Raw genomic sequence first — 12,725 nt, forward strand, 5'->3', positions numbered from 1 at the left:
TTTCCTCCTTTATTATTTAACCAAACAAGTTAAATAAACCTTTACTGCGTTGTGCTACGGTTCATAATAGCCCATCACTATCTGTATTCATGTAAACCAAGTAATCTGCTAAATATGCTATTGCTACACTTAACAAAGCAAGAAATAAAAGAATAAAAATTGTTCCAATGATTATTGATACCTTTATTTTTCGATTTATGGCTTTTTCGCTTGCTAAATGAACAGGCTTTACATTGTCCATAATTTTGCCCTCCTCCATTATTTAAATTAAAAATTTAACTGTTATTGAATACAATAAAATTTTTGTAAATTTATTTAATAGTTTAAACTAAAAAACATATTTTTTAAATAAATACTTATTTAAGTTCGCATTTTTTGCTTATTTTAAGCGCTTTTTTTAAAAAAATAATTAATTTTTGGGTTAAAAAATGTTTTTTTTTTTTTTTTCTTTTAAAATATAGAATTTATAATTTTTAAGACAAAATTGCTAATTTTGTTAAATTTTAATGTTTAAGAATATAACACAATTTAAGGAATTATCTATATTATAAAAATCCCTAATATTTTGTTTTTTTAAGTTATTTTAGAATTATTTAGAATTATAATTATTAATATTAAATTAATTATTTTATTATTTATGGAGTATAAATAAAATGAAGGCAAAAATAGCAATTAACGGCTTTGGTAGAATAGGCCGTTTAATCTTTAGAAAAATATGAAATGATGCAGATGTTGAAATTGTTGGAATCAACGACCTAACTGATGCAAAAACATTAGCGCACTTATTAAAATACGATACAGCTCATGGCGTGTTTCCATTTAGTGTTTCAAACACTGAAAAATCAATAATTGTGGAGGGTAAAGAGTTTCCAATATTTAGTGAAAAAGATCCTGCTCAACTCCCTTGAAAACAATTGGCAGTCGATGTGGTTGTTGAAGGTACAGGTAGATTCTTAACAACTGAACTAGCCCAACTACATATTAATGCTGGAGCAAAAAAAGTTTTAATTACGGCCCCTTCAAAAAGCGCGGATGTAAAAACTATAGTTTATTCAGTTAATGAAAATATTTTAACAAAAGACGATGTTGTTGTTTCTGGGGCCTCATGTACAACAAACTGTCTAGCACCTGTTCTAAATGTTTTAGAAAATGAATTCGGTATTGAAAAAGGCTTCATGACCACTGTACACTCATTCACTGCAGACCAAAGATTACAAGATGCACCTCATTCAGATTTAAGAAGAGCGAGAGCTGCTTCCTCAAATATGATTCCAACCACAACAGGTGCGGCTAAATCGATAGGTAAGGTTATCCCAACGCTAAAGGGTAAAATGAATGGTATTGCTTTAAGAGTTCCAACTATTACAGGGTCAATTATCGATGTTACTGTTGAGCTTAAAAAAGATACAACTGTCGAGGAAATTAATAAGGCAATGAAAAATGCAAGTTCAGAATCTTTTTTCTATACTGAAGATCCTATTGTTTCTAGTGATATTATTGGTTCAACCGCTGGTTCAATATTTGATGCTCAATTAACTCAAGCATTAGAAGTTGATGGCAAAAAATTATACAAAGTTTATGCATGATATGATAACGAATCGTCGTTTGTTAATCAATATATAAGAACATTAAAGCATCTAGTTAACATAAAATAAACAATAAAAAACCTGCTTTAAAGCAGGTTTTTTTCTAATTATTTTGTCTTAAAGATATCATCAAATATTTCTTCATAATACTTCACAGGTACAAAAGTAACTTCTTTTTTAACTTCCTCTGGTACATCAACTAAATTTTTAATATTGTCATATGGAATAAATATTTTTTTAATTCCAAATTGACATGCAGCTAATGATTTTTCTTTCAGTCCACCAATTGGTAATACTTTACCTCTCAACGTTATCTCGCCAGTCATACCAATGTTTGCGGGAACCGGTTTTCTAGTTAGCGCACTAATTATAGAAGTAGTAAATGTAACACCGGCTGATGGTCCGTCTTTTGGAATAGCGCCCGCTGGTACGTGGATGTGAATTGCCTTATTATCAAAATCAAAATTAATTCCGAATTTTTCAGCATTGGCTCTCACATAACCTAAGGCAATTTGTGCAGATTCCTTCATAACTTCCTTTAAATGACCGGTTAATTTTATCCCGTCTTTGCCCGGAAATGTAGTAACCTCAATGGCTAGTGTAGAACCACCAAAGCTTGTGTATGCAAGGCCATTAACAACACCGATTTGATCTCTATTCTCGTTTTCATCATCTTCGAATCTAATTGGGCCTAAGAAATCAACAACAACATCTTTAGAAACTCTAAATTCATCCTTAATTTCATTATCTAATATTTTCACAACTATTTTACGAGCTATATTATCTAATAAACGTTTAAGCTCACGGACACCGCTTTCTCTTGTATATGAAAGAATTATAAATTTTATAACCTCATCATCAATTTGGATTTGCGATTCCTTAAGCGAATTCTGTTCTAAAACTTTGGGCATTAAGTGTGCTTTAGCTATTTCTAATTTTTCGGCAGTGGTATATGTTGACAATTCTAGTAATTCAACACGATCAACTAATGCAGGTGGGATCGAATCAAAATAGTTGGCAGTAGCTATAAATAAAACCTTTGATAAATCATATTCAAGGTCAAGATAATGATCTTGAAAATTAGCATTTTGTTCAGGGTCAAGAACCTCCAACATAGCGCTAGTTGGGTCGCCTCTAAAATCAGAAGACATTTTGTCTATTTCGTCAAGAAGAATAACTGGGTTAGAAACACCTGCCTTTTTAATAGCGGAGATAATTTTCCCAGGCATTGCCCCAACATAGGTTTTTCTATGCCCTCTAATTTCACTTTCATCTTTTACACCACCAAGCGATACCTTGATAAATTTTCTTTTTAAAGCTTCTGCAATGGATTTTGCTAATGTGGTTTTCCCTGTTCCCGGAGGACCGATCAAGGTTAAAATAGGGATATTATTAACTGGATTATTCAAGGTATCACCAGTTTTATGAACGAATAATTTTGTATCAATAAAATGGTCAGAATCATTTTTAATAGGCAAATAATCACCAGTTTCTTTTTGATTTTGTTTGTGAGTAAGAACTGAAATAAATTCTAAAATTCTCTTTTTTGGTTTTTCAAGTCCAAAATGGTGTTTATTTAAAACTTCTCTAACATGATTTATATCAATTAATTCTTTGCTTACTTTTCTTCATGGTAATGCCAAAATTAAATCAATGTATGTTTTAGAGATATTTGCCTCTGGACTCGAAGCCATCATGGCAGCCAAGCGAGCTTGTTCAGTCTTTAATGCTTCGATTACATATTTAGGAAACTTGCGGCTAGTTTCTGGGTCTTTTTCCATATTTTCGGCATTATTTTGTGATTCATCATTAAGCATTTGTCTTAACTGCTTCATCTTTTCGCGAAGAAGAAAATCTCTTTGTGAGCTTTCCATTTCTTCATTTAATTTCTTAGTTATTTCTATGTCAATATTTGTTGACTCTTTTTTTCAAGCTAATCTATCAGCGATATTTTTAATAAGATCGTAAATATCTAAAGACAAAAAACCTAATAGTTCATCTCGAGTAAAGGCTTCTCTAATAATTGCGAAATTTTTTCATATCAATTCATCGATTTTTTCTTCCTTGTTATATTTAACCAGTGAATTCATTTGCATTGCAAAATCTTTGACCTTTTCAAAGTTAAATACCTGTTTAGAAATTGACGAAAAATTTTTATCTGTTTGCGGTTCAAGTTTTAAAACAAAATTATTTAAGTATTCAATAGAATTTTTTATTTTTTCAATATCAACCTTTTGCCCTTTTTCATTTTTGTATTCAAATGAAGCATATATTAGCGGTGCTTCCGGGTTGGTATCAGACGAATGAATTTCATTAATTTTAACAATTTTATCTGCATCAAGACTTATTTTATAAACACCTTTATTTTCCGATGATTCTTTGATAAGAGCTACAATGCCATAATCTTCTAGCATTGACGAAGAGGTAATTACTTCGGCATTTATATATTGCTCCTTAATAAAAGTTATTAATATCTTATTATTAGATTCCTTACTATCCAATGCACTTTGTAAGGCAAGAACCGAATTTTTCTTTCCCACTCTTATTTCATCCATTGATTGTGGCAGTATTATCTGCTTCTTAACTGGTATAAAAGGTAATTGCATTTTTTTCCTCATTTCATTTTATTAAATTCTATTTACGTTATTATTTTTATTTGCTAATTTAGGAAAAAATAGCGAATTATTTTGAAACAATAACTAATGCCGGTTTAATAGTTCTATCATTTAGTTTATAACCAATATTTTTTACTTCTAAAATTGTATCTTTTTCTAAATCTGATGCAGCCAATTCATAAACTTGATGAATATTAGAATCAAACTTATCACCAACACTTGGAATAATTTTATTCAATCCAAAATCAAACAGAATATTTTCAACCTGATTATATAACATATGAAATCCGACGATAAAATTTTTCAATGTATCATTATCAATTTTTTTAGCAGCAAGAATTGCTTTTTCAAAATTATTTATAGGTTGAATTATATTTTCCATAAAAGATTGAAGTGCATATTTCTTTGCTTCAGCAATTTGTTTTTCTTGATGATCATTATTTTTTTGTTTATGATCACTAATTAAGTCTTGGGCCTTCTTTTGAATCGCAATAACCTCATCCTTAAATTTATTAGCTTCGATTATTGATTTAACTCTTAACTCCTCTTTTTCGTTGTTAATTTTTTCGATAGTTTCTTCCAAAGATTTAATTCTATCTTTTTTTTCTGAAAGTTCATTTGTAAGAATGATATTTTTTTCAATTAATTTTTTTGTTCAATAATCTAGACCAACGACTGAAACTAATTTAAGAACATAACTTTTTTTCTTAATCCTATAACTAAGTAAATCATCAGCTTCACTCTTACCTTTGTTTAATATTTCATTAATAATAGGATCAACATCATCATAATCTCAAACGTATGAAAAGTGTGTTATTTTTTCTTTGTGATTTTCTTTCTCACATAGCTCAAAATTTACTTTTTCGTATTTTTTAAAATCTCACATTATTTATCTCCTTTTTGTACTATTTTTGCCAATATGTCTAACGTTTCTAATGATTCATCAATATCAATATTTTTAGGCCCCATAATTGAGATTTCCTTAATATTTTTATCGTTCTCAAAGTCAATTTTTTTACTAATAATATTTAAATTTTCTCTTGAAAAATCAAGCTTAATTTTATTGTCTTCATCCAAATTATTTTCAATCATTGATCATACCGAATGTTTTTCGATGAGATCTAATAAGTCAACCAATTCTTCACGAGATATATCTTTTGATAAAATCATTGCGTTTTTGTTATAGGTTTTATTTTGAATTTTTTCTTCAAAAACGAAAATAGTTTTTACAAACTTTTCTAATATTTTTTCATAATTGCCTATTCTTTCTTTAAATAAAGGTAACAAAGCCTTGGCTCTTTCAGCCAATTCAATTAAAGGCGTATCAATTAGTCTTTCTTTAAATAGTCGCACAGCAATTCTCAAATCATTTAAAGCAATATCGTCGCTAAAATCAAAAATTTTATTTTGCACATTACCACTACTGGTAACAATAACAATAACTGCTGAAGACGTGTCAAGAGGTGTCAATTGAATACTTTTTAATTTTTCATCTTTATTATTAGAAGTTGCAACAACAGTAAAATGTGCCATTTTACTAATCAAATTAGCAGCTTCATCTAATGTAGAATCTACACTCAATCTTTTCTTTACAAGAATATCGCTCAAACTTTTATTAAAAAACTTTTTTGGATTATATGCAATATATTTCGTATAGTATTCAAGGCCCTTAGTTGAAGGTATTCTTCCACCAGATACATGCGGTTTTTCTAGAAAACCAATCTTTTCAAGATCAGACATAATATTTCTAATAGTTGCAGATGAAGAAGTCAAATGTTTTGATTCAACTAATTTTTTAGATCCAACAGGTTCTCCTGTCTCAAAAAATTTTTCAACAATCATCTTAAAAATTTCTATGTGGCGTGCCTTTAATTCCATAAAACAAAAAACACCTCCTTAAAATTTAATAATATATATTTTAGCACTATTTTAGCACTTTATAAAGTTAATTGCTAATTTTACTACTAAATAAGTTAAGTTTCTTTTCTTCTTTATTTGATAATCTAATGTAATTTGGAATGTGTTTCAACAAAATTAATATAGAAGCAAAAACTAAAATGTAACTATGTGATCATAATGGAATATTATGGTTTATAAATGAAAGAATTCAAGATGTATAAAAATAAGGAATAAATGAATAAAAAGCAAAAATAATTGATATAACCACGGATGAAATCGAAATATATCTTATGATTAAAACTAAGGTTATATAAACCAATACAAGCAATAAAAATGTTGGAAAATCAAATGCCAAAATCATTCCAAAAAATGAAGCAACACCTTTGCCGCCCTTAAAATTAAAGTAACAAGGAAAAATATGTCCTATTAATGCTCCCAAACCTGCAAATAAAGGAATTATAAAATTACTATTTACCCCTTTTTTGATAGCAAAAACAATGATTGTTGGAATAAAAGACTTAAAAATATCAAAGCAAAAAACAAGTAATGCAAATTTAAAACCAAAGACTCTTAAAGCATTTGTCGCACCTGCATTTTTTGAACCAAAATTTCTAATATCACGATTTTTTCTTTTTGAAATAATTATGCTAATATTAATCGAGCCAATTAAGTAGCCTAGTATTAAAATTATTAAATTAACTCACACGTATTTTCAATTGAACATAAATAAAATAATACATTATTTTAGTAAATCATTATTCAAAATTAAGACAAGTATACATCAAAAAAATTAAACAAAAAACATTACCTGCTTAATAATTAGGTAATGTTTTTTGAAAACAAGGATTTTTAGCTTATAGCTTAATGTAACTAAAGTTATCGCCATCAATTTTATGTAATGATGTTACTGTTGCCTTTAAAGTTTGAAATACAGTATCTAGTTGTTTATAAAATTTTGGACCAATGTTATCATTAACCCATTTTAGAGTATCTAAATCACTGTGTCAAATATCTCCAAGGATCGCAAAATCTTCTTTCTTTAATCCATCAGGTCAATCATGAACAATTTGGCCATTTTCTAATTTTCTTTCTTTTAATTTTTCTATTGTTTTACCGTCTTTTAATACCCAAGCCTTAGGATTAATAGTTTGAGCATATCCATCATATAAGCCTGATTTTGCCTTAATTGCGAAGTTTGTTGATTCAACATAAGCCACTGGTAACTTAGCGATTTGATAGAATGGAGCATGGTCTGATCAGTCTCCAGTTTCACCTTCTTTATATTCGGTTTTAACAAATTGCGGATGAATTTTTAATTCTTGATCAGCATCCTTTATTTTGTTAGCTCTTTCTTTTGAAAGCATGTTGATGTGGTTACGTAGTAATGGAGATAAATTTCATTCATCCTTTTTAACCTTGCCATCGTCATTCAAATCATCAACAGTATTAGGAGAGTGAATATACATATAATCACCGCCTGCAACTGTATCCATATTAATCATTCCTAAAGAATTATCACGTAATTCATTTTTTTCGCCAGTTAAGAATTGTTTTACGAATGCTTCTGAACCTAGTTTTCCAAGCTCTTCACCATCAACAAAAATTAAATGTAATCTAACACTTAGATTATCTCTATTTTTAGGATCTGAGAAATACTTTAATAAATTTAAATTAACAGTAACACCGGTAGCATTATCAGTTGCACCTCATGAAACACCTTTTGGTCCTACATTATTCATTGAGTCGTAGTGAGAAACAATGTAAAAATCTTTAATGTTTCTTTTACCATTATCAGTTAATTTGGCACTTGGGTTAATTGTTACCACAATATTATTACCCACATTATTGTATCCTCCACCACTAAATGCAAATAAAAAACCTTGTGTAAAGAATCCATCATTCTTTAAATTTTGCTTCATTGAATCAACTATTGCTTTATCTTTGGTTTCATCATATTGCACGGTTTTTTTATGATCATATTCAGGATATGTGATTCCATTTGGAGTGTAATTAGTATAACCCATATCTGCGATTTCTTTAACTAAATATTTATATGCATAATAGCTACCATAATTATTAACTTTTTGATCTACTTTTTCGCCAAATTTGTATAGTAAATTCTTTTCAACTATTTCTGTTGTTAATCTTTTATCTTTTTCTAACTTTATTCCATCATTTAAAAGTTTTTTAGGGGCGTGTTTAAGAGTTGTTGTCGCTAATGACGCTTTTTTAAAGTTATTATCATCTCCTGCTTTTCTACCATGAACAGTAGTCAAGAAATTTGTAAATGTATTTCTTAGCCCTACTTCATCAGTGGATTTTGGATTATTTGGATTTGAACATGAGATTGCCATTATTGGTAGTGCAATGCCAGTTAGCCCCCCCATGGCAATTAGTGCCTTAATTGAACGTTTCATAAACTATTTCCTTTCTTAAATTGTTTTATATTTGTACAAAATAACATTCAGCAATTTGTAAAATATAAATATATTTTAAACTATATTATTTTTTTATACACAAAAATCGACCAGATTAAACAAAAAAATATTTATAATAAATATATTAATAACAACAATTTTTCAATTAAAATTAAGACATCTTTTAAAAAAGCATGATGCAAATTTCTTAATTAAATTAAGCAATATTCGTTTCCCAATATATGATTTACATAATAAAAATATTAACAGTTTGACAAATATAATCTAGTTGCACTTTAATAAATAATGCATATTTTCCAAAATTTCAGTGTTTTATTTTTTTATATATCTTTTCTAAAAAGTTTATAATTATGTTAAAAGAGGTATTAAATTATGAAAACATTTAAAAAGAAGAATACTATATTGAAACTTTTTTTATCTGCAACGCCTGTTATTACAGGAGCTGTTTTGCTAACTAGCTGTAGTCAAACTACAAATAAACAAGAAAAAGATAGCGGCGTTCAACAAAGCAATAGCATTGATGCTTCTATTAATCGCGATGGTTCTTTAATTGGGGAAGAATTGCGAGCTAAAGTAAATGATACAATTGCTAACGCTAACTTCACTATGACTGACAAAGCTAGGGATGAGTATAACAACCTTACTGATGATATTGCAAGAGATGAATATATTAATGGTTTATGAGAAAAAATTATAAAATGATTCTCTAAAAATCAAGATTCAGATGATAAAGATAGATTCTTTTTTACACCTGAAGACTTACGTAACGCAGATTTTAATGAATACATAAAAGTTTATATTCCTAATTTAGAATATTTTGCTGGAAACCATAATGTAAAATGCTACTTCGGTTATAATAGCGAAAAAAGAAATATTTTTTACTTCTTTAAAATTAAATGTTTGGATGGAAAGCAAACTGAAGGGCATGGTTTTGTAGATTTAACACTACCTATTGATAAATAATATGAAAACAAGTAAATTAATACTTGCCGGAATAATTGGAAGTTTAGCGCTTCCAATTATTTCTATATCATGCGCAAGACAACAAAAAATTCTAATTGATGAATCAAAAATTAACACTAAATACTTAACAAAACTAAATGCTCAACAACTAGCATCATTACACAATTTTGAACCCATTTTTATTAATCAAAATCAATCTAGCAAAACTTATTTAAAATATTTGGGTCAAGTTAAAAAGGTTACAAATAACAATGAATTAGAATTTAACCCCACTCTCAAATTTAAACCAGAATTCAAATTGCAAAAATCGTGAAAACAAATAAGAACCAAATATGATAATTACAAAATAGAACGGACAAATAACTCTACTTTTAAAAATTTTGATGACTTATTTACTCAATATGACTTTAAGGAAATAAGAAAAGCAGGAGGATATTCTAACCTTTGATTTTATTATCTTGCTAACAAAAACAAAGATACAGATTATTACCGCGTTTATGATCCATATTTTTTTGATTTTCAAACAGTAATATTTCGTCTTGTTAACGATATAAAAACAAACAGTGGATTAATGAATAAAAATTCCCTTTTAAATAAAGCAGGTGAAGCTTTTATTACGCGTAATATTTTTAACAATGAATTCATTCAAGCTAGTTCTTGATTAAGGCCTGAAAATGAAATTTTTAGAAATACATTTATTAATTTTCTTATTTTATATTTAAATAAATTTGATCTTAATATTAAAAAAATTAACATAGATTGAACAAAGGCAAGAGTTCAGGAAAATGATTTTTCAAACCAAAGTTTTATTAGTTTTCAAATTGAAGACATTATTGATTTTGATGATAAAAGCATTGTAAATAATGCAATTAAAAATAAAACCTTTTATATTAATGGTTTTAGAAATTATGCCACTGAACAAAAGTTCGGTGTTGGCAATAATGGCCTTAGCGAAACACTACCTTTATTTAATGATTATGTAAAAAATCCATTTTTAATCATAAAACAAAATGAAAACATAAACCTAGGAAAGGATATAAATTCATTTATCAAAGGCTATAATAGCATCGATTATTGAAACTCGAGAGGTTTGGTATATTTATTTTCTAATTTTAAAGATTACCTAGAATTCGATATTCCAGACATATATAAGAATATTGATGAAAAATATAAAGTAATAGATATTCAATTTACAAATTACTATGAAACTAGCCAATTAATCAAAATGATTATTAGAGTTTTTAAAAAAGATAAAACAACAAAAGACTACGTACTATTAAGTTCAAACTTTGACGACCATGGACACTTTTTAAAGGCTATATCAACTAAGCTGGCAGCTGTTGATAAATTAGAAAGTAGCGACTATGCAATATATAGAAAAGAAAAAAAACCAACCTTCAACGGCATAAAACTAGATGATTTTGTTAATAACCCCTTATTTAATTCGCTAATAAATTATGCCTTAATAAATTGAAAAAAACACATTGTTAATCCGAATAGCAATACACAGGATCAATTAAAACTCTTAACTGCTTATTTAAACAATTACCTTCTTGCATATGCTCTCGAAATTCAAAATTCAAATCTTAATACCGGAATCAAAAAGATAGAATTAGCCGAAAATGAAACCATTGGAGATGAAACTACTTTAAAATTTTATTTTTACAAATTTAACTCAGAAAAAGATTTTCTTTACAAAAACAAGGGCGAGAAACCTTTTTATTATATAGATATAAAAGTAAAAAATTTATTTGAGTTTAGTAACGAAACACCAGTTTTTACAATTGTTTCTAAAGGACACTATAATGAAAAAATATAATATTTTAGCTTCCCTTTTAATTCCTTCAATCGGGTTACTAACTATCTCATGCAACGCAACAAGCGGCATCGAAATAAAATCGTCAAAAAATGTACAAGGTTTTAAGGCAAATGAAGATCTCAATCCCTTAGAAATACAATTTGATAAAAAAATAACAAAAACCGCTTTAGAAATAAAAAAAACAATGCGGGCTTTTAATTATGCTTACTATACCTTTTTTGAAAACTATGATATAGTCAAAGATAAACTAAAAGAATTAATTGAAGAGCAAAGCATAAGTCAAAATAAAGATGGGCTAACAAAATATTACAATTCTTTTTGACATAACAAAAATCCTAAATTACTCAATGATTTTTCAAGGGTACTTGATGATTTTTACAATCTTTTTAATTCAGCTATTAAATCTCTATCAAATCTTAATTTTTATTTGGAACAATTCAAATTTGATAATGATAACTTAAAAAAACTAACAAAAGACCAATATACTAGCAAACTAGATAATGATTTTAAACAATATATCTATAACAAGGATTTTGCTGATAACATTTACGCAGCTAAAAAAATACCAATTAAAAATTTAATGATTGCCTTAAAAGAAAAACTAGCGCAAATATCAAACATGATAAAGAAACAAGAACTTAAAAACTTCTTAAATGAATATCACAAGGCAAAAATTTTCATTTATGACAATATCAACCATGTAAATCTTGACGTTAATATTGATTTAATAATTTCTAATCTTGAAGAAAACAATCAACAAGAATTCTTTTAACTTTTACTATAGGTCTAAAAAAATTATTAAATATAGCTTGTAGCCCAATTGACTACAAGCTATTAAAATAAATAAAAAACTTAAGAGAAAAAACTTAATCAATTTCCATTGGGATTTTTGCATTAACTTCCTCATTAACACGTAAATCAAAACAAATTACATCATAAAATAAATCGATTTGTCTCGTAATAGTATCAACCTTAAATCTAATATCAATCCGATGAGATTTGCTAACTTTTGTTATATCGGGTTTATGAAGAAAAAAATACTTTTTAAATTCAACATCATTAGCAATCTTATCACCATCATCATGTTTCTTATTATTGTATTTTTTGTTAAGCTTTTCTATTACTTGAATAAATCTCGCCATTGCATTATCTTGCTCGGCATTATATTCCTTTTGTGCTTCATCAGATAACTTAAAAACAAATTCATTTCTAATGCTTGATAGTTGCGAAGCATTAAGTAACATAGGTTTTTGTCGCTGACTATCATCTATTTTACTAGAATTAGCACATGATATCAAAACAGGACTAATTGCTATGCATAACCCGATTGATAAAAAACTTAATTTTTTATTAGATAAAGATTTTCTTATTATTGATTTCATAACACATATTTTAATACAACAAA

11 protein-coding genes are annotated in these 12,725 nt (G+C 27.7%); 4 read left to right on the forward strand and 7 right to left on the reverse strand.

The features are described from left to right. Positions 1–16: 16 nt before the first annotated feature. The gene (locus tag ACWXVK_RS00440; RefSeq protein WP_438340465.1) at positions 17–241 is read right to left on the reverse strand and encodes a hypothetical protein; all 225 of its coding nucleotides are present in this window, start codon (positions 239–241) and stop codon (positions 17–19) included. A 412-nt stretch (positions 242–653) separates the two neighbouring features. On the opposite strand from ACWXVK_RS00440, the gene gap reads away from it, so the two are divergent. Beyond that, positions 654–1,655 (forward strand): type I glyceraldehyde-3-phosphate dehydrogenase, encoded by a 1,002-nt coding sequence (gap, locus tag ACWXVK_RS00445; protein ID WP_444704865.1) that lies wholly within the window; start codon positions 654–656, stop codon positions 1,653–1,655. Between the two features lie 38 nt (positions 1,656–1,693). On the opposite strand, the gene lon is transcribed toward gap, so the two are convergent. From lon to ACWXVK_RS00470, 5 genes are all read right to left on the reverse strand, one after another. Beyond that, a complete protein-coding gene (gene lon, locus ACWXVK_RS00450) occupies positions 1,694–4,192 on the reverse strand; it encodes an endopeptidase La (protein ID WP_455994487.1) in 2,499 nt (832 codons plus the stop codon). Between the two features lie 76 nt (positions 4,193–4,268). Next, positions 4,269–5,087 carry a nucleotide exchange factor GrpE gene (locus ACWXVK_RS00455; RefSeq protein ID WP_456016867.1) on the reverse strand — a complete coding sequence of 273 codons (819 nt, stop codon included), beginning with the start codon at positions 5,085–5,087 and terminating at the stop codon, positions 4,269–4,271. Further along, positions 5,087–6,079 carry a heat-inducible transcriptional repressor HrcA gene (hrcA, locus tag ACWXVK_RS00460; RefSeq protein WP_438340469.1) on the reverse strand — a complete coding sequence of 331 codons (993 nt, stop codon included), beginning with the start codon at positions 6,077–6,079 and terminating at the stop codon, positions 5,087–5,089. The genes ACWXVK_RS00455 and hrcA overlap by 1 nt, the downstream gene beginning before the upstream one ends. A 67-nt stretch (positions 6,080–6,146) precedes the next feature. Further along, complete coding sequence (gene plsY / locus ACWXVK_RS00465; protein WP_438340470.1) at positions 6,147–6,824, reverse strand: glycerol-3-phosphate 1-O-acyltransferase PlsY; 678 nt, start codon at positions 6,822–6,824, stop codon at positions 6,147–6,149. Positions 6,825–6,954: 130 nt separating this feature from the next. Further along, the gene (locus ACWXVK_RS00470; RefSeq protein ID WP_456016868.1) at positions 6,955–8,517 is read right to left on the reverse strand and encodes a M28 family metallopeptidase; all 1,563 of its coding nucleotides are present in this window, start codon (positions 8,515–8,517) and stop codon (positions 6,955–6,957) included. 393 nt (positions 8,518–8,910) lie between these two features. On the opposite strand from ACWXVK_RS00470, the gene ACWXVK_RS00475 reads away from it, so the two are divergent. Genes ACWXVK_RS00475 through ACWXVK_RS00485 form a run of 3 tightly spaced genes read left to right on the forward strand, consistent with a single transcriptional unit; the run spans position 8,911 to position 12,092 of the window. After that, positions 8,911–9,501: a hypothetical protein gene (locus ACWXVK_RS00475; protein WP_456016870.1), complete on the forward strand. Its 591-nt coding sequence runs from the start codon at positions 8,911–8,913 to the stop codon at positions 9,499–9,501. A gap of 1 nt (position 9,502) precedes the next feature. Next, complete coding sequence (locus ACWXVK_RS00480) at positions 9,503–11,320, forward strand: MAG3240 family lipoprotein (protein WP_456016871.1); 1,818 nt, start codon at positions 9,503–9,505, stop codon at positions 11,318–11,320. Beyond that, complete coding sequence (locus ACWXVK_RS00485) at positions 11,307–12,092, forward strand: hypothetical protein (RefSeq protein WP_456016872.1); 786 nt, start codon at positions 11,307–11,309, stop codon at positions 12,090–12,092. Before ACWXVK_RS00480 ends, ACWXVK_RS00485 begins: the two co-directional genes overlap by 14 nt. Before the next feature lie 94 nt (positions 12,093–12,186). Here ACWXVK_RS00485 and ACWXVK_RS00490 read toward each other — a convergent pair whose 3' ends face one another. After that, complete coding sequence (locus ACWXVK_RS00490) at positions 12,187–12,702, reverse strand: hypothetical protein (RefSeq protein WP_456016873.1); 516 nt, start codon at positions 12,700–12,702, stop codon at positions 12,187–12,189. Positions 12,703–12,725: the final 23 nt, after the last annotated feature.

This window comes from Mycoplasma sp. 3398 (assembly GCF_053851555.1).